The sequence below is a fragment of the Neolewinella agarilytica genome, from assembly GCF_900110645.1.
Taxonomy (GTDB): Bacteria; Bacteroidota; Bacteroidia; order Chitinophagales; family Saprospiraceae; genus Neolewinella; species Neolewinella agarilytica.
In genome coordinates this window covers 254,890-273,481 of sequence record NZ_FOFB01000002.1, presented here as the reverse complement: position 1 = coordinate 273,481, position 18,592 = coordinate 254,890, and the positions used below count along the sequence as shown (strand labels likewise).

Annotated in this window: 15 protein-coding genes; 2 read left to right on the top strand and 13 right to left on the bottom strand. The window is 53.8% G+C overall.

Translation table 11 applies throughout. The annotated features are described in order from the left end of the window. Positions 1–74: 74 nt before the first annotated feature. The 4 genes from BM123_RS03335 to BM123_RS03320 all read right to left on the bottom strand — a co-directional run bounded on the left by BM123_RS03335 (position 75) and on the right by BM123_RS03320 (position 3,364). The gene (locus tag BM123_RS03335) at positions 75–1,046 is read right to left on the bottom strand and encodes a T9SS type A sorting domain-containing protein (protein WP_090165400.1); all 972 of its coding nucleotides are present in this window, start codon (positions 1,044–1,046) and stop codon (positions 75–77) included. Between the two features lie 6 nt (positions 1,047–1,052). Next, positions 1,053–2,423 (bottom strand): M43 family zinc metalloprotease, encoded by a 1,371-nt coding sequence (locus BM123_RS23845; RefSeq protein ID WP_139211745.1) that lies wholly within the window; start codon positions 2,421–2,423, stop codon positions 1,053–1,055. Continuing rightward, positions 2,420–2,794: a hypothetical protein gene (locus BM123_RS23840; RefSeq protein ID WP_139211744.1), complete on the bottom strand. Its 375-nt coding sequence runs from the start codon at positions 2,792–2,794 to the stop codon at positions 2,420–2,422. Before BM123_RS23840 ends, BM123_RS23845 begins: the two co-directional genes overlap by 4 nt. 96 nt (positions 2,795–2,890) lie before the next feature. Then, positions 2,891–3,364 (bottom strand): Lrp/AsnC family transcriptional regulator, encoded by a 474-nt coding sequence (locus tag BM123_RS03320; protein WP_090165397.1) that lies wholly within the window; start codon positions 3,362–3,364, stop codon positions 2,891–2,893. Between the two features lie 358 nt (positions 3,365–3,722). Between BM123_RS03320 and BM123_RS03315 the strand changes: the two genes are divergently transcribed. Together BM123_RS03315 and kbl are read left to right on the top strand one after the other, a co-directional pair. Then, the gene (locus BM123_RS03315; protein WP_090165396.1) at positions 3,723–4,703 is read left to right on the top strand and encodes an NAD-dependent epimerase/dehydratase family protein; all 981 of its coding nucleotides are present in this window, start codon (positions 3,723–3,725) and stop codon (positions 4,701–4,703) included. An 80-nt stretch (positions 4,704–4,783) separates the two neighbouring features. After that, positions 4,784–5,971 (top strand): glycine C-acetyltransferase, encoded by a 1,188-nt coding sequence (gene kbl, locus BM123_RS03310; RefSeq protein WP_090165395.1) that lies wholly within the window; start codon positions 4,784–4,786, stop codon positions 5,969–5,971. 79 nt (positions 5,972–6,050) lie between these two features. Here the strand turns inward: kbl and BM123_RS24535 are convergent, their stop codons facing one another. The 9 genes from BM123_RS24535 to BM123_RS03265 all read right to left on the bottom strand — a co-directional run bounded on the left by BM123_RS24535 (position 6,051) and on the right by BM123_RS03265 (position 18,340). Then, positions 6,051–7,103 carry a flavin monoamine oxidase family protein gene (locus tag BM123_RS24535; protein ID WP_090165394.1) on the bottom strand — a complete coding sequence of 351 codons (1,053 nt, stop codon included), beginning with the start codon at positions 7,101–7,103 and terminating at the stop codon, positions 6,051–6,053. A 99-nt stretch (positions 7,104–7,202) separates the two neighbouring features. After that, positions 7,203–8,597, bottom strand: coding sequence for a sulfatase family protein (locus BM123_RS03300; RefSeq protein ID WP_139211743.1), 1,395 nt, complete (start codon positions 8,595–8,597; stop codon positions 7,203–7,205). A gap of 108 nt (positions 8,598–8,705) precedes the next feature. Further along, a complete protein-coding gene (locus BM123_RS03295; RefSeq protein WP_090165392.1) occupies positions 8,706–11,078 on the bottom strand; it encodes an outer membrane beta-barrel family protein in 2,373 nt (790 codons plus the stop codon). A 276-nt stretch (positions 11,079–11,354) separates the two neighbouring features. After that, positions 11,355–14,921: an ankyrin repeat domain-containing protein gene (locus tag BM123_RS03290; protein WP_090165391.1), complete on the bottom strand. Its 3,567-nt coding sequence runs from the start codon at positions 14,919–14,921 to the stop codon at positions 11,355–11,357. Beyond that, on the bottom strand, positions 14,918–15,307 hold the full coding sequence (locus BM123_RS03285; protein ID WP_090165390.1) for a BlaI/MecI/CopY family transcriptional regulator: 390 nt from the start codon (positions 15,305–15,307) through the stop codon (positions 14,918–14,920). Before BM123_RS03285 ends, BM123_RS03290 begins: the two co-directional genes overlap by 4 nt. 116 nt (positions 15,308–15,423) lie before the next feature. Then, complete coding sequence (locus tag BM123_RS03280; RefSeq protein WP_090165389.1) at positions 15,424–15,858, bottom strand: DUF1801 domain-containing protein; 435 nt, start codon at positions 15,856–15,858, stop codon at positions 15,424–15,426. A gap of 106 nt (positions 15,859–15,964) precedes the next feature. Next, positions 15,965–16,135: a DUF1731 domain-containing protein gene (locus tag BM123_RS24665; RefSeq protein ID WP_090165388.1), complete on the bottom strand. Its 171-nt coding sequence runs from the start codon at positions 16,133–16,135 to the stop codon at positions 15,965–15,967. A gap of 68 nt (positions 16,136–16,203) precedes the next feature. Continuing rightward, a complete protein-coding gene (locus BM123_RS03270) occupies positions 16,204–16,983 on the bottom strand; it encodes an amidohydrolase (protein WP_090165387.1) in 780 nt (259 codons plus the stop codon). Positions 16,984–17,200: 217 nt separating this feature from the next. After that, the gene (locus tag BM123_RS03265) at positions 17,201–18,340 is read right to left on the bottom strand and encodes a methionine aminotransferase (protein ID WP_090165386.1); all 1,140 of its coding nucleotides are present in this window, start codon (positions 18,338–18,340) and stop codon (positions 17,201–17,203) included. Positions 18,341–18,592 lie beyond the last annotated feature (252 nt).

The following is an 18,592-nucleotide window of genomic DNA, read 5'->3' as shown; positions in this document are numbered from 1 at the left end:
TATGATATCTTTAAATCAAATAGGTAAATAGCTCTGGTGTGAAAAATAAGCCTCCGAAAAGTAATAAAATCATACTACAACTTTATAAATCTTGTCCCGCCCACCAACGCATTAAAACGAGTCAAACGCAAAAAATAGACACCAGCAGGTAACGCTGCTACCTCAAGGCTTTCACCCGTAAACGTTCCGGATAGAAGGTTTTTGCCTTCGGCGGTAAAAATCTCGTATTGCGCACCGACAAGTAAACCATCTGAAACCGCACTTAACTGTAGACGATCTGTAACAGGATTGGGATAGACATTAACCTGTTCCCTCAATGACGAAACATCATCTACGTTGTCAATGATTTCCTGGCAGCCGTCGACTCCAACGAAGCCATCTTCCATCCTAAAGACAGTAAAAGTGTCAGGCTCCGTTGAGCTTCCAGCTACTTCGCCAACATAATAGGCTGCATGATTAACAGCTCTCCAGGGCACTTTTTGCGGGTCAAACTCGAATTCCCCTTTCTGCCTTAGGCAGATCGTTTCGATCCCACTTTTGGGCCACTCCGACCACCACCAATCATCAACTAAGTCTGTTATTCTTGTATTAAACAGATGTGGATTCCCCCAACATCCAAACTTATCTGGGTTCAACCACGGTTCAGTATCCCAATAAATTTTCGTAGGAGGATACTTATTATGAATAATAAAATGGAATGAACCAAAGTATTGAATACATCCAAAACGATAAGTTACAGACGCAGCAATATTATCGCCAATATATATTTGTGGATCAGAAACGCTATATCCCTTACCTACCCTTATATCAAATGAGCTATCAAAGGGCACATTCAGCAGGTTAATTTCACCCAAACTGGGACTGATTGAGTCTGTGTCAAAAGGCGTGACGAAAATATTGACAGTATCTCTTTCACCAATTGCGTTTTCAAAGTAGAAACAAAGGGTAAAATCGATAGAATCCGTCTGTGAAATTAGATTCGAAGAAAACAAAAGTAGGAATAGCAGACCAGAGACTCCCCCGATCATTTGGTTCGAACAGTTCATGGTTGACTATTTTATGATTTTTACACTGGAAGCTTTGTCCCCAATTTGGAAGAAAAGATAGTTAGTGCCTGGCAAGAAGTACTTTTCAGGAAAAACGTACTCATGACAGCCGGAAGCTAGAGAAGCTGGAAATTCTTTAACCGGTCTCAATACTACTCTGCCACTTCCCGCATCTACTCCAGCGGCAACAACCTTGATGGTCTCTCCACTCTGCACCTCTGGGACCGTGAAGCCAACCGTGGCTTGCTGAAGAACGGGGTTAGGAAATACTGTTTCGATCCAGATGGTGCTGGCTGCCGCAGTCACGGGGTTATGACAGCCTTCCCCACTGAACACTACGGATTGCGTATCGGATGCTCCGCAGTCATTAATGACCTCAAGCGTAAGCCGGTAAGTTAATCCTTCTTTTAGCCCAGGAACCAAAATATCTACCAATTTATTGACCGATCTCGAACCAAAACCGACGGTATATTCATCAGGAATACCTACTTCCCAGTCAGACTCAAAAGCTAGAATGTAGCCACTGGATGTTTCTTCCTCGATCCGGTATCGATGTTCTTCAACGTTCATACTGGCATCCAGTATGAAACGATAGTCACAAGATGCAATATTCAGGTTTTCGGTAGGCAAAGCAAGAATAACAGCGGCGGGTGGAGGGCAAACAGGGTCAACGGCTTCAATCAGATCGCACTTATTAGTCAGAATATCGTTTACAACCCGTCGCATCTGGCAGGGAGTCATACAACTTTCTGTCTGGTTTTGAGCCGCCCGACCGTAGCTCATACAATTATTGTTGCGGAACCTGGAATCACAGCAATAGTGGGTATTCTCCAATAAACCAGGGATAAGTTCACACAGTCCCTCTCTGTTTCCATCTCTATCAAGATCAAAGGAAGGCGCACTATCCTGACAATAATCAGTGTAGTTATTAACTCTGATGACTGCAGAAGCATCCGTTGGTCTAAATGTAGCTTTAGCTGAGGTTATTTGCCAGGTATCATCACATTCATCACCCTCAACTCCATTACCTCTTTGAGTATGAAACAGATTAAATGCATGGCCAAATTCATGGACAATGTTTTGGCCTGAGTAATTCCCCGTGGCAACATAGTCCACATTTCCGATATCATCAGCAAAACCATCCGCCAACCCGCTCCTAAACGGAACTTTTACAACAACAAGGTTCAATGCATCTTGCGTCTCTGAGTTGCTAAAATTACTAGCAATCCTATTAGTCTCAACCGACAAGCCTTGATTTCGAATGGCATCATCACACTTAAAAAAGACCCGATCAAGAATAAACCTAAAAATAACCGGCTGAATACCCGTTACGGTTGCACCATGAAAAGCCTGGTTATACTGCTGATGCAGACTCATGCTATCCGCAAACTTATTGGCCCGCTCAATGAGTACTTTGGCTCGTTCATGGCCCTTTCTGCTGAAAAGGCATCTCTGCTCTCATTATTGGCTCCGGTAGTCCCTTCACAGCTGGACGGCAAAACAAAGTGTACATTAGTTCGTAGCCAAATGACGGAATTATTTTGCAGGATACTATCTGATTCCAGCCCACAGGCAGATATATTACTCTTGAAGGTAGGAGCCACAACAATCGTAGAATCTACTACAGTTCCACAACTATTGTAATAGGTAGAATCCGGTGGTAGATAATTGTTTTTTTGCGCAAAAGCCGCAGAACTCAGTAGTAGAATCACTACGAGAAGGGGGACGGGAGACGGGAGGTGTTTCATTTCAAGGGTTTTAGTACAATATAAAAGTAGGGGTTTCAGTGCTGATTTCCTAATCCTGTTTTTGAAATAGATCACGCATGTAGCTCTAAATCCCCCTCAAATATTCAACGCCGAAGTATGCTTAATATCCTTCAGCACAAAGGAACTGTTCAGCTCGCCGATATTCTCAATTTTGGAGAGCTTGTACTTGATGAAGTTATGATAATCCTCGAGGCTTTGGCTGTTGATCTTCAGGATAAAATCCACCTTCCCCGCCATGTGATAGCATTCCTGTACTTCTTCCAGTGCCTGGATTTGCTCTTCGAACTGCTCGATAAAAGTCTTATCGTGGTAACGCATGGAAACCTGACAAAAGGCGGTGACGGGCAGGTCAAAGCGCTTCTTGTCCAGAATGACGACGTACTTCTTGATGAAGCCCTGTTTCTCCAGCCGTTTAATCCGCTCGTATACCGGGGAGGCGGTGAGGTTGAGGCGGGCGGCAATCTCCTTGGCGGACTTCTTGGAGTCCTCTTGTAAAATCCTGAGGATGGTCAGGTCCGTCTCATCCAATGAGTGGTTATTGGTGGCCATAATAATTCCCGTTAGTTAGCAAGACAAGTGTTTGTGACCGTAAATATCACTGTCAAATTCTCTTTAGCCATAAAATTTAGCTCATTTCTCATTTTTCTGGCTTCAAATTGTGGCTAAACCTAATTTTACGCTGTACCACCTGGTGCATTCAGAGAGCCTTTTAGGGCAATAAGAAGAAGGTAAATATGATGTAAAGATTCCGAATCAACGTTTTCAGCGTAGTAGCTCGAAGAGCTTTGTAACACAGGTTTGGGCTTCAGCCCAAATAAGGTTCCAAAACATTGATGAACGGGGTTTCTTGCATTTTGTCCCCTTTGCTCTGAGGTCCGGTCTCGTTTTAATCTAAAGCCAATCCATCATGCAACCAACCATCTTAGTTACGGGTGCCAACGGTCAGTTAGGCAGTGTACTGATACCAGCCCTGCGCGGCCGATATGGCTCAGAGCGCGTCATTGCCTCAGACATCAGATCCGTACCCAACTACCGTGGACGTTTTGAGCTCATTGATGCTACGGATGCGGATCGGCTGACGCAGGTGGTCCGGGAGCAGAACGTCACCCAGATTTACCACCTTGCCGCCATCCTCTCCGCCAGCGGAGAGCAACAGCCCATCCGGACCTGGAACATTAATATGTCCGCTTTCCTGAATGTGCTGGAGGTGTCCCGTCAGGAAGGAATTGACAAGGTATTTTACCCCAGCTCCATTGCTGTATTTGGCGAAGGGGCGGAGTTGGATCATACGCCTAACGACAGTGTCCTCGATCCACTCACCTCCTACGGCATCAGCAAGGCGGCTGGCGAAAACTGGGCGCAATACTATTTTGCGAAATACGGGCTCGACGTTCGCTCCATCCGCTATCCCGGTGTCATCGGTCATCAGTCCGACCCTGGTGGCGGCACGACGGATTATGCCGTGGAAATTTTCCACGCAGCGGTGCAGGGCAAGCCCTTTAGCTGTTTCCTACAGGCAGACGAACGCCTGCCGATGATTTTCATGGACGACGCCATCCGCGCTACGCTGGAACTGATGGAAGCGCCAAAGGAAAACATTCGTATCAGGACCTCTTACAACCTGGCGGGTGCCAGCTTTAGCCCGGAGGAAGTAACGGCGGCCATCCGGCAATACTACCCGGACTTTGATGTCAGCTACGTCCCTGATTACCGCCAGGAGATTGCCGCCAAATGGCCCAACAGCATTGACGACTCCGCCGCCCGCGGCGATTGGGGCTGGCAGCCGGAATACGACCTGAAAAAGATGGCGAAGACGATGATCGAAGCGCTACAAAAAAGATATAATCGGGAAACTCCCCTCCTTGGCAACAACCAATTTGCCGCCTAAAACCTTATCCGGTTCAGGAGTTGCACTCCGAGTTCATGAGAACTCGGAGTGCAACTCCCCGACCGACAAAATCTCTAACTATGTACGATATTAAAGAAGCCCTCCAGCAAGAACTCGACGCCATGAAAGCCGCCGGCGTCTATAAAGAAGAGCGTGTCATCACCACGCCCCAAGGCGCGGAAATTGATACCGTTAATACGGAGCACGTCCTCAATTTCTGTGCGAACAATTACCTGGGGCTCTCCTCCCACCCTGCCCTGCTGGAAGCCAGTAAAGCCACCATTGACAGCCACGGCTTCGGGCTCTCCTCCGTGCGCTTCATTTGCGGCACTCAGGATATTCACAAGGAGCTAGAGCGCAAAACCGCCGACTTCCTCGGCATGGAAGACTGCATCCTCTACGCCGCCGCTTTCGATGCTAACGGCGGCCTCTTCGAGCCCCTCCTCACCGCCGAAGACGCCATCATCTCTGACGCGCTCAACCATGCCTCCATCATCGACGGCATCCGCCTGTGCAAAGCACAACGCCACCGCTACGCTCACAACGATATGGAAGCGCTCGAAGAAGAACTCAAAAAAGCCTCCGGCGCCCGACGCAAGCTCATCGTCACCGACGGCTCGTTCTCCATGGACGGCACCATCGCTCAGCTGGACAAAATCTGTGACCTCGCCGACAAATACGGCGCCATGGTAATGGTCGACGAATGCCACTCCACCGGTTTCATCGGTAAAACCGGTCGGGGCGTACACGAATACCACAACGTAATGGGTCGGGTAGACATCATCACCGGCACCTACGGCAAAGCACTGGGTGGAGCTTCCGGTGGTTTCACCGCCGCCCGCAAAGAGATTGTCGACATCCTGCGGCAACGCTCCCGTCCCTACCTTTTCTCCAACACCCTTGCGCCCAGCATCGTCGGAGCCTCCATCAAAGCCGTGGATATGCTGACCGGGTCCACTGCTCTGCGCGACAAGCTCGAGGCCAACACCCAATACTTCCGCAAAGGAATGACCGAGGCGGGCTTTGACATCATTCCCGGCGACCACCCCATCGTACCGGTCATGCTCTACGATGCGCCGCTGGCGCAGCAATACGCCAGCCGTTTGCTCGAGGAAGGCATCTACGTCATCGGTTTCTTCTATCCCGTAGTACCCAAGGGTAAGGCCCGCATCCGCGTGCAGCTCTCCGCCGGACACGAGACCGAGCATCTGGATAAGGCGATTGCGGCTTTTGTGAAGGTGGGTAAGGAGTTGGGGGTGGTTTCTTAGTTTGTACCGCCGAGTGCGCTTCGCGTCTGCCTTCGGCGGTCAGTCGGCAGATTTATAGCTACGCCGACTGAAGTCGGCGCTACAAAGCAGCCACCCGCTGCCCACTCCGCACCGCCCCATCCATATACCCCGGATAAAGTACCGCCGTTTCCGCACCAGCCAACAGTAGTCGCCCGTCCAGATAAGCCTTTCGGAAGATCGGGTGGCCGTTGTGCTGATGCGGTAGCAGATGCTCTTCGTAAGGAAGAAAGGTATGGGATTCGTGCCGCCAGACAGCCTCTTCGTAGGAAGTATAGCTGTCCACTACATCACCGTAGTACTTTCGAAGTTGGTTCAACACCAGGTCACAGCGCTCCTCGCGGGTCAGGGAGTGATAGGCGCCGTTGAGGAAGCCCTTCAGGGCGTAGTGGTTGTCTTCCACATTGGTGTGGTCATACATTTCGGAAACGGGGCCAACATTACTGAAAATGGTGCCGCCCGGCCCGCCATCCGCCCGCCAGAAGGGGCTGGCGTAGCGCAGCCCCACCTTGATGGACTCGCCCATCCAGGTGTGGGTGCTGTTGGCAATACTGACGAAAGCATCCGGCAGGGCCGGTGTGATCTCGATACTGTTAGCCAGCAGGTAAGGGGGTAAGGTGGAAATGACGCGATTGGCAAGATAGCGACCTTGGTCCGTGGTCACTAACAGTTTCTCCTCCTTTAGTGTAATCGATTTAACCGTCTCTTTGAGGTGAAAAGATTCTTCGCTTAATGACAACTCTGCCAACTTGCGAACCAGCGTATCACTACCTCCAGCAATCCGGTAGCTCGGCTCATCGTTGTGCGGTAGCTGTACGACCTGAGCTGGGCTGGTAGAGATAGCTTCGTAGATGGCTCGCCCACCCGTGACTTGCTCAAAAGATGGAATTTTCAACTCTTCGAGCAGGGAGACTAGGGCCGTATGCTTTTTGCCAAACCAGGTGGCCCCCAGTTCCAGGGGGCTTTCTCCTTTCACCCGGGAGGTGAGGATGCGACCGCCGATCCGATCCCGGGCTTCGAGCAGCAGAAAAGGTTTACCGGCCTTGTGTAGTTCGTAGGCGGCGGTGAGGCCGGCCAGACCGGCGCCGATGATGAGGGTCTCGGTTTTCTCCATGCCGAGGTAACATTGCCCTTACCCAAAAAGATGATGCCCCCTGAGTAAGATCCCGACACATTGCCCTACAACCATCTTTGCATCCTGCGCTCCGTCGCCCTACTTCCCTGCTCGAAAAGCAGGCCGTTTCTCTGCGTCCATCTCCGCTTGCAACCGAGCCCCCAGCGCTTCCAGCTCTGCTACTTTTTCGGGAAACTTATCGGCTACATTATAAATTTCGCCAGGGTCTCCCTGCAGGTCGTAGAGCTCCACGCCAGTATCAACGTAATCATACTTTCCGCGCACGCCATCATCGCCAACTTCCTTCACAAAACGGAAATTATGGCTACGGTGCAGCTTCCATTTACCCACGCGAACAGCGTCCAGATTACCGGAACGATAGTAGCACATGGGCGCGGCCGCAGGTGCCATGAGATGGGTAAAATGAGCCGTGAGGTCCCGCCCATCCAGCTTTTTCTCTGGGAGTTCAGCCTTAGTTATCGCCGCCAACGTAGGCAGAATGTCCGTCAGCGAAGCCGGCGTATGACTCACCACCGCTGCCGGAATCCTGTCTGGCCAACGGACAATCATCGGTACCCGCATGCCACCTTCCCAGGTCGTCCCTTTTCCTTCGCGAAAGGGTCCCGCACTGCCGGCATGATTTCCATAGGTCAGCCACGGCCCGTTGTCAGAGGTGAAGATCACCAGCGTGTTATCGTCGATCCCTAATGCCTTCAGCTCTGCCAAAATGCGGCCTACGGAGCCATCAATCTCTCCCACAACGTCCGCATAAAGTCCCTGTCCGCTGCGCCCGTCAAAGGCCTCGGAGGCGAAGATCGGCACGTGTGGCATACTGTGGGCCACGTAGAGGAAGAAGGGACTGTCCCGCTTCGCCCGCATAAACGCCAGTGCTTCTTCCGTGTAGCGCCCGGTGAGTAAATGCTGATCGGGGTTCCGTTCCAGCGTGTCCGTATTGCGCAGCAGGATCAAGTCCGGATAGCCCTGCTCCGGCAGCATGTCATTACTGTAGGGCAGGCCGAAGAACTGGTCAAAGCCCTGCCGGGTTGGCATCGTTTCGGGGAAGTGTCCCAGGTGCCACTTGCCCACCATCGCGGTGGCGTAGCCGGCGGTTTTAAGGACCTCCGGCAGCGTCGTTTCGTTCGGGTGGAGGCCATTCTGTTTGTCCGCCGTCCAGTGCGGCCCGGGAGGACCAACCACATCGGGGATACCCACTCGCGGCGGATAGCAGCCCGTCAGCAGCGCTGCCCGGCTCGGCGAGCAGGAAGGGAAAGCGTAGAAGCTGGTCATTTTCATTCCCTCGGAGGCCATTAAATCCAGATGCGCCGTACGGACACGCGGGGAACCGTAGCAGCTCAGGTCTCCGTAGCCCAGGTCATCGGTGAGGATAAGGATGATGTTGGGTGGACCTTCCGGGGGTTTCTGAGCGGGCTTTCCTGCATTATCGCAGCTGGTTAGTGCTGCGAGGCAGAAGATTAGGGGTAGAATACGGTGCATGATCGGTTTCTTTTCGAACAGGTAAGATAAGGCCACCGATCTTACTGGTTTCGCGAGACTGAAGTCCGTTCTCAGGTGCGGATTAAAGTCCGCGAAACCAATTCCTACCTATCGAATACTCCCCCGCTGCCGCCGCTCATCCGCCTTAGCCCCCTTCTCGAAGCGGTACTGTACGTTAGCGCCGAAGGTCCAGCCCGTCCACTCAAAGTAGTTTTCTTCCACAAAAGATGGGCGAAACTGTGAGCTTCGCTGATAGCGTGGCGCACGAACGCTGAAAGAGGCCATAATTTTAGAACTCCACCGGCGACTAAGGCCCAGGGTGCCGTAATAATTAGCCCGTTGAATGGACTGTGCATCTTTACGCGGTGCGGAATAGGCCAGGCGGGCCTGCAGATCGATATCCAGCGGCAGCGTCACCTGCGCCCGGAGGCTACCGGACCAGGTCGCAAAGTCAAAGTCGAAACTTCGCTCTTCGAACTCACCGCGTTGCCGGTAGCCGTAGTAATGGATATCTCCGGAGAAATTCAATGCTTCGGTCGGGCGGTAACTGGCGAAGAGCTCAAGCCCATAGCTCGTCTCCTGATCCAGATTTACCGGGCTGGAAAGAATCGTTCCGTCTTCAAAACCGAAGATATTGTCAGCTGACTGCTCCACTACGTTCTGAAAATAGTCGGTCGTTGCGGAGGCGTAGATTGCGGGGTTAATCGTCACCTTCTCCCAGCGGGCCATCACATTCAACTCCGCCCGGTTGCTGTAGGCCGGGTTCAGGTCCGGGTTTCCGGTAAACAGAACACTGGGATTGCGAATGCCTCCGAATGTGCTCAGCTGCCAAAACTGGGGTCGGCGGATCCGCCGGCTAAAACTAAGTTGCGAGCTAAACACCTCATTAAATTTATAACTGGTGCTCAGCGACGGAAATAACTGGTTGTAGTTCTTTTGGATATCCTCCTGACTTTCCTGGGTGTTCTCTACCCGAATGCTGGTGTATTCATTACGCAGCCCCAGCTGAAAGCCAAAAGCTTCTTTCTCGTAGGCATATTCCATGAAGGCACCACCAACTTCCTCGAAGTAATCCAACTCGTTATCGAAGCCCAGAATAACATCCTCTCCCTGCTTCGCGAAGTAGTCGCTGCTGATGACACGGCTTTCCAGCCGGATACCCATTTCAAGTTTACTGTTTTCCCCGAGCGGCGTCACGTAGTCGCTTCGCAGCAGGTAATCCTTACTACTCTCTCCGCTGAAAGTATTGTATCCCAGTAGCTGCTGACTGTTGGGGGCGAGCTCCTGCAGGTCAACCCACTCATTCTCCCCTTCGCTCCAGGAATCGTGGTTAAAGTAAAGACTGAGTTTACGCCCCTTTTGCTCGAAGGTCTTGTCATAGATCACGTCGATTTGCTGGTAGGTGCCTGGCTCCAGATAATCCAGCCCCTGCTCTAGATTACGTTCGCTTCCGTCCTCTGACCGGTAAGCGTAGCTTGTGGTCGTGAAGTCGTCATTGATGACATCGTAGACGGAGTAGGAGGCCGTCAGGGTGGCCTGATCGCTCAGCTTATAGTCGAAGCCGGTGTAGGCGGACCAGGCCTTGTCGTTGCGGTCCATCCGGATGATTTGGTCCAGCATAGTCGTTTCTCCATTGAGGGTAGAGGCTCGCTGCAAATCGCCCGCGCCCCGGAAGTTAGCGTAGCGCCCCCCCAGATTGGCAAAGGCGTTAAACTTCTCATGCCGGTAGTTCAGGTTCAGGCTGCCCTGGAAGTCAGCTGGCTGGCCCACACCCAATCGTAGAGAACCTCCATAGCCACGCTCACTGTCTTTTTTCAGGATGATGTTGATGATACCAGCCGTGCCGGCGGCTTCGTAGCGAGCCGAAGGGTTGGTGATGACCTCCACACTCTCGATACTGGCGGCCGGGATGGCGTCCAGGGAGTTATTATCCGCCAGCGCCGAAGGCCTGCCGTTGATGAGGATGCGGACGCTGCCATTGCCCCGCAAGCTAACGTTGCCCGTAGCGCCGACCGTAACGGAGGGCACCTGAGCCAGCACCTCGTTGGCAGAGCCGCCCTGCGCCAGGGCATCAGCCCCTACGTTAAAAACCTTCTTATCCAGCTGGAGGCTCATCTGACTCTTACTGGCCCGGACCTCCACGGCATCCAGCTCCACCCCTCCGGCGGAGAGGGTGATGTCTTCCAGCTTCAGGTTTCCGTCCAGCACCACGGGTACCTCCGTGGTGGCAAAACCGAGAAACTCTACCCTCAGCACGTAATTGCCCTTGGGCAGCGACAGGGAAAATGTCCCGTCGGTATCGGTAACGGTACCGTCCACCAGCGTGCTGTCCGGCCGCAGGGCGGAGACCGTGGCGTATTCCAGAGGTGCTCCCTCGTCGGTGATCACCGTAGCGGAGAGATTAACTTTCAAATTGGGCAAGGCAGTAGCCAGTAGGTTACCGGCGAGGGCCAGTAACACTAGTATGATGAGGGGTCTCATGTTTTTGGTTGTTTTGTTCTCTTTCGCTTCGAGCGTCCGGACGCGACCGCCTCCGCTTAATCCGTGTTAGCGGAGACGGTAGGTTCGATCATTTCGCAAAAAAGCGAGCGAAGCAAAGGTTTTCGCAGCGAAATGTCGGTCCGGACGCTCGAAGCGCGGATGAAAAAGGTGATTAAAATATCTTTTAAATTAAGTTCGAGGCATGTCCGCTACGAGCGTCCGGAGGGGAAATTTGTCGCTTCGCTCCAAATTTATCCTTCCGACCGCCTTCGCTCATTACTTCAACAAAGCAGCCATCTCGGTAAAGCCGCCAGCCAGCGCTACGTCGTAAGCACTCATACCTTCTTTTGTTCTCCGGCGCTTATCCGCGCCGGCGTTCAGCAGGAGTTGAACGAGGCCGATTTCTCCAGTTTCGGCGGCTTCCATCAGGGGTGTCCAGTTGGAGGCTTCGTAAGTAAGTTCATGTTCCTGGCGGAGCTCTTCTTCCGTCAGATTTTCCAGCTGTATCCAGTTTTCGGCCATACGCTTCATGGCAAACCGCAATTTGCGGCATGGGGTATTCACATCGGCACCAGCGGTGAGCAGTGCCCTGGCTGAGTTCAGGTCTGACTCCGTCAAAGCAACGATCAGTGGGCTCGAATTGTGGTAAATCGCGATAGTTCCTTCAGCGGGACTGTCTTTCCGGCCAAAGAAGTCCGTATCGCGGAAGCTACAGCCCTTTTCCAGATCAGCTCCTCCTTTGGCTAAAATCCGGATCACTTCCGGGTGCCCTTCGCGGGCGGCGAGGAAAACAGGGTGACAACCTCTGCCCGCGTTGGGGTCAACGCCTTGTTCGAGCAGGAAGCCGACGGAAGCCGCATCTCCTTCCCGGGCGGGAAGGCTTAGCGGGGAATTACCTTCTTCGTCGAGGGCCGTCACGGAGGCACCGGCATCATTCAGTAGCCGCAGAATTTGCACAAAGCCTTCCCGCAGGGCATAATCTTTTGCAGCATTTCCTTTACGGTCGGCCAAGTCGGGATTTGCCCCCCGTTCGAGTAAGGTTCTTACGGTAGACTGGTGCCCTTCTTTAGCGGCCTCCGTCAATGGAGTATACCCACGGTCGTCCGCCCTATTGATGTCAGCTCCGGCACGGAGCAGGCGATCCGTATCAATGTTATGGTTTTCGTGAGAGGCCATCGTCAGGGGTGTAAAGCCGTTTGCGCTGTTACCATTGACGTCAGCTCCGGCAGCCAGCAGGTCGTCGTAGTTGTCGGCATCATCATCGTCAATTGCCCTGACCAATCGTTCGGTCATCTTTTGGTCGACGCGACCACTACGGCTGCCCATTATTTCAGAAGAGGCAGATACACTCCGTTGGCCGACGTGAACGCCACCACCGCCACGGTAGGTCCTGGCGTCCCGGTCCAGAATGTAGGGAAAGCCTACCCGCCCGTCAGACGAGCGTATCCACTTCTTTTGGGGGTGAATGCGATCAGAGGTAGCTCCGGCGTCCAGTAAAGCCCAGACGAGGTCTACCGATTCCCCTCGCGGATAACCAGTTTGTTCGTTGAAGGTCATACCTGATCCGAGGTTCGCAAGCGCATCATCCAGCATGTCCAGCATTTCGTCCAGGGCGTAGTCAAGGGCAGTATACTGAGTGATATCCTTTGCTTTCACATCGGCGCCAGCCTGTAGTAGTTGCCGGACGACCGGCAGACCTCCTTCGGCTGCGGCGTAGTGCAGGGCCGTCCTTCCCCGGGCGTCTTTGGCATCGACGTCAGCGCCATCCTTCAGGAGCTTAGTGACGACACCTTCGATGCCTTCCTCTGCGGCATAATGCAGTGGCGTAAGGCCTTCCCGGTCGCCACCGGTATCAATACCGCCCATGGTTTGCAGAATTTGGACAATGGAGCCATGGCCTTCTTCAGCAGCGTAGCTGATGGGCGTACGGCCGTGCCGATCGGTTGCATTTACGTGCCCCTGGGCCGCCAGGAGCGCGGCTACGGCACCATGACCTTCCTCGGCGGCGTAGCTCAGGGCTGTCCGCCCGGAAGCATCCTTTGCACCTGCGTCTGCGCCCGCCTGCAACAAGCTTTGGACCACAAAAAACTGTCCCTCTTCGGCAGCCTGGTGCAGAGGGGAAGTTTCCCGCCCTTTCCCCGAAATATCCGCACCATTTTCAGCCAGCAATTGCAGGATGTCGGGATGCCCTTCGGAGGCCGCCATATCTGCTGCCGAACGCGAAGTGCCCGGCAAGTCCGTTTTAGCTCCGGCGGCAAGTAGCTCTTTTGCAGCCTCGAATGCCCCTTCATCGGCGGCTTCGATCAGGGCCGTCCAGCCGCGACCGGAAACGTAGTTTACGTCAGCTCCTTTGCGGATAAGCAAGCGGATGATGTCTACCCGATTTTCCCCTGCAGCCAGGGCCAGCGGGGTCAGTCCGTTTCTGTTTGTCTGGTTAAAATCAATGTCTTTCTCCAGAAAGTAAGCGACCATCGACTCGCTGCCTTCTTTGATGGCTTCCATTAGAAAAGGAAATTCGAGGCTATCAGAGATGGGGGCAGTTGCCGCCTGCTTTTTCCAATTTTCGTAGGCTGTCGTATGCTCCGTTTCAGAAGGGCGCATGGCTTTGATTTCTTCGAAAACCTCCATTTGGCGGACTTCCTGAGCCGTCCGGTTTTCTGGCACTTCGGCAAGCTCAGCGGGGGGCGCGGACGCAGGTGCAGAGGAGGTTGCAGAAGCAGTGCTTTCCCGCTCCGCCATATCTGTCCGGTCCTGCGCCGACAGCGTCACCGCCAGCCCCATAAAGCAGAACAGGATAACGGCCGTGGTAAAGCCCTCTCCGTAAGTTCCCGTGCCGAGGTAACCGGACAGCAAGCGGGTGATTCGGTCCTTAAAGCCATCTCCTCTGCCCAGCACGCCCATGGCCAGCGGCGAGCCCGCCAGTTCACTCTCTTTCAGTTGCAGCAGGGTCCGGGCGTAGCCAACGGCTTCGCCGGTTACCTCGATGGCCAGGTCGTCGCAGCAGTGCTCCCGCTCTTCGTCGATCCGGGCCGAGATCCACCAGGCCGCCGGATGATAGAAAAAGAGGATGCAGAGTAGTGTCTGGATCAGATTCACCAGAAAATCGTAGCGCTTGATGTGCGCCAGCTCGTGGGCGATGATGGTGCGCAGCTGGGCTTCGTCCAGCTCCCCGAGCAAGCCACGTGGGAACAGGACGGCTGGCCGCAGCCAGCCCGCCGTGAAGGGAGATCCGACGCGAAAACTCGTCAGGTAACGCACTGGCTTCGTAATGCCCAGTTTGGACTCTAACTCCTGTAACATGGGCGCAAGCCTGGCGGGGAAGCGCTCCGTCCCGTAGTTTTTCAAACGCTGCAGGAAAGCCAGTTGTCCCAGAAAGCGAAGTTGCAAAATCAACACCCCCATCAGCCAGAGCGTCACGATCAACGGCAGGTGTTCGTTGTAATAGTTGATCACCCGTTCCCGAAAACCGGGACCACTGCTGGCAGTACTGATCACTGACGTTTCCCCGCTGGCGGATGGTGAACCGCTTGGTTCTCCGGCCTTGTCAGCCTCCGGCTTAATTGCCACCGGATCGCTGTTTTCTGCTGCTGAAGTCATGGCAGTCTCCACGCCAGCCAGGGGTGCTTCCTCAACGTACAGTTGGCTAAAGGTCAAGAGCGTCGTCAGGCAAAAAGCCGCCAGCACACCGATGGCCGTCACGTAACGGGTGCGGGCGCTGTACTTCCGCAGGAGCAGGAGCGCGACGCCGAGCAGCAGCGCGAATAAAGCCGCCTGCCAAAGGGTGTGCACCAGCGTCCAGCCAAGCGCCTGAATGAGTTCGGGGGAGAAGATTTGCTCAATCATTTCTGCTTGTTTTCCAGCTTATCAATGAGTGCCTTGAGGTCATCGATATCAGACTGGCTCGTTTTGTAATTGCCCAGCGCTCGCATAGCCAGTTCTTTAGCCGAGCCGCCGAAGGCCTTATCAATGAAAGTATCCAGCAGGCTATTCTGAGTGTCTTCCCGGGCAATGGCTGCTGCGTAGATGTGCTTGCGCCCCTGGCTTTCCCGACTCAGGAAACCGCGCTCAAACATCACCTGCATAGTTTTCAGTACGGTGGTGTACACCACGTCGCGCTCTTTCGACAGCTCTTCATGAATCTCTTTTACCGACAGCGGGCCCCGCTCCCAGAGGAGTTGAAGCACGGCCAGTTCCGAGGCAGTAGGCTGCGTATTCTTGTCTTTTGACATTCTATTACGATTTTGCTCGTAGCAAATGTACGAGCGTTATCGTAGTAGATGCAAGTTTATCTACGATTTTTATCGTAATAGGTGCTGAAATGGGCGTTTTTACTGACTTTCAGCGATTATTTTTCTATCCCAAGTCGAGGTAAATGTTTCAGTTCGTGATAACGAAGCGCCATGTGGATGCAGTCTTTGAGCTCCTTTTCGGGGACTTTCTGTCCCATCTTAAACAATATGGCGCGGTTGTTTTCGTACTGAAAGATATCTCCATACACTTCCCGAAAGGTTTCCACCAGCTTACTCGTACACTTAAAGTAGATGGCGTACTGATCTGGCGTTTTGGCTTTCCAGTCGATCCGGATCGTACTCCCCTTCTTCGCCAGGTAGCTGGGTTCTCCCCATTTGAGCGTTTCCTCAATGGAGGTGATGGAATCTTCCTCCCGGGCCACCTCCATGATCAGGCTGCGGAGGTGCAGCAGGTTGGCGCGGATATCTTCCGCATAAGACTGGAACTTAGCTTCCATGCGGGGGTCTTGCTTGATGGTGAGATTGTTCATCTATGGCGGTTTCGTGTTTGGCATGTTCTAAAAATACGGGTTTGCAGACTGCTTATCCTCCGGCTGACCGCCAAAGGCCGCCGCGAAGCGCACCCGGAGGGGCAAGTCACACCAAATTCCCCAAAGCCCCCTCCAAGTCAGGAAACCGGAAATCAAAGCCCTCCTCCAGTAACCGCTGCGGCACTACATACCGTCCATACAGCGCCAGCTCCGGGTCCGTCCGGAAGAGGGGTAAGAGAGTAAAGGGAGAAGGGGGTAAGTGCGATTGGTTGTACACCTGATCTTACACACTGGATGGACTTTGGCCCGACTCCGTCAGGCCCAAAGAGGCATCCGATGAGAAAATCAGCGGCTTATCTGAAAATCATCCCCGTCCCGTAAAAAGGGCAGGCGTTTTCTCACCTCCTGTAAGTGAGCTGCCGAGAGAGTCTCCGTGTGCACAGCCTCCACTTTTTCTACGTGGTAGAGGGTGTGTCGCCAGCCGGGGTCGATGATGCAGCTATCGCCGTTGTAGGCAAAGCCGTTAGCGTCCGTACCGACCCGGTTTACCGCCGCGACGTAGCACTGGTTTTCAATGGCGCGTGCTTTGAGCAAAGTCCGCCAGTCGTAGGATCGTTTGTCCGGCCAGTTTGCGGTGTAGATCAGCAGGTCGTAGTCGTTTTGGTTGCGCGCCCAGACCGGAAAGCGGAGGTCGTAACAGATGAGCGGGCAGATGCGCCAGCCACGATAGTCGACGATCAGCCGTTCCCGCCCGGCTTCGTAGTGTTCATGCTCGCCGGCCATGGCGAAGCGGTGGCGTTTATCGTAGGTGTGGTAGCTGCCGTCCGGGTTCATCCAGATCAGGCGGTTGAAGAATTTACCGTCTGCTTCCATCACCAGGCTGCCCACCACAGCGGCCTGATATTTCGCGGCCTGTACCTTCATCCACAGCATGGCCGTTCCGCCCATGGTTTCCGGGTGAAGTGCAGGCTCCATCGTGAAGCCGGTGGTAAACATTTCGGGCAGGATGATGAGATCGGTTGGCCCCTCGATCGTGGCCATCATCCCGGCGTAGTGCCTCAGGTTGGCGGAGGGATCGTGCCAGACGATGCTGGATTGGAGGAGGGTGACGTGGAGGTCGGTCATGTTTAGACGATTAGGAATAGGCAATGTAGGACTTTCATTGAAAGCAGATAATCGAGCCGAGACATCGGATGAGTTTTTGCCGACTACGTCAGGCAAAAAACGCATCCGATGACCGTCTCTTTGCCCCTTCAAGCTTCCATTGCACCTGCGGCCGCGCCAGAATAGCCATCATTTGGGCGCGGACGCAGGTGCAAGAAAGGGGATAAGGAGCAAAGCATCACCTTTTCAACCGCTCCGCCGCCGCCAGTAAGCTCTCCTCTGTCTTCGCAAAACAGAAGCGGACAATGTGCTCATCCGTCCCGTCAGAATAGAAGGAAGAAATTGGAATCGTCGCCACTCCTTTTTCCCGGGTCAGCCAGCGGGCGAATGCCTGATCACCGAGGTCGGAAAGCTGGCGGTAAGCCGCCAGCGCAAAATACGTCCCCGAACATTCCAGTAACTCAAAAGGCGTATCCTGCATCGCCTCCCGGAAAACATCCCGCTTGCGCTGGTAAAAATCCGGAAGGAGGCGATAGTGCTCCGGCTCCGCCAGGTAATCCGCCAGCGCGTGTTGCAACGGCCGGTTGATACTGAAGGTATTGAACTGGTGCACCTTCCTGATCTCCGCCGTTATCTCCGGCGGGGCAATACAGTAGCCGATCCGCCAGCCCGTGGCGTGGAAGGTTTTTCCGAAGGACATCGTAACGATGGACCGGCAGTATAAGTCCGGATACCGCAGCACACTCTCGTGCTGCCGACCGTCAAAGATGAGATGCTGATAAACCTCGTCGGAGAGAATCAGGATGTCCGTATCATCGGTGATCGACTGCAATGCCTTCAGGTCCGTCTTATCAAACACCGTCCCCGTTGGGTTGTGCGGTGTATTGATTATGATCATCCGCGTACGGGGGCTAATCTTGTCCCTGACTTCGTCCCAGTCGACCCGGTAGTCCGGACTCCTCAGCTGTAGGGGCACGACCACTCCGCCATTCACCTCAATGGCCGGTACGTAGCTGTCGTAGGCCGGCTCGAAGACGATCACTTCATCGCCCGCCCGCACCAGGGCGGTAATGGCGCTAAAGATCGCCTCCGTGGCACCATTCGTAATGGTAATCTCTGTCTCGGCATCCAGGCGGCTAGCGTAAAGCTCCCACTTCTTTTTGGCAATGGCCTGCCGCAACTCCCCTACCCCGACCATCGGCGCGTACTGGTTATAGTCCGCCTGCACGTAGTGATTAATCAGATCCTTCAACCGCTGGTCTACCGGAAAATTGGGAAAGCCCTGCGAGAGGTTAATCGCTTCGTGCTCGACGGCCAGCTGGCTCATCTGAGTGAAGATGGTGGTGGTGGTTTGGGGGAGTTTGGATTTAACTGTCATCGGAGAGAGCCCTTAGGGTAGGGCTAAGGTAGGACCTCCCTATACAGATCTAAAACTATAGATCCCGTTAGGGATCGAATATCCTTAACCCCGGGTGAGGGTGCAAAGCGCCCTTACCCGGGGAAGGATACAGCTGTTTTAAGCCATACGGCGCTGGGCGCCGTATTGACCGGTGAAAGACTCTCTATCCCCGGGTTGGCACCCGGGGATAAGGATGGTAGACCCCATCCGGGGTCCAAACCTTAGAGTGGC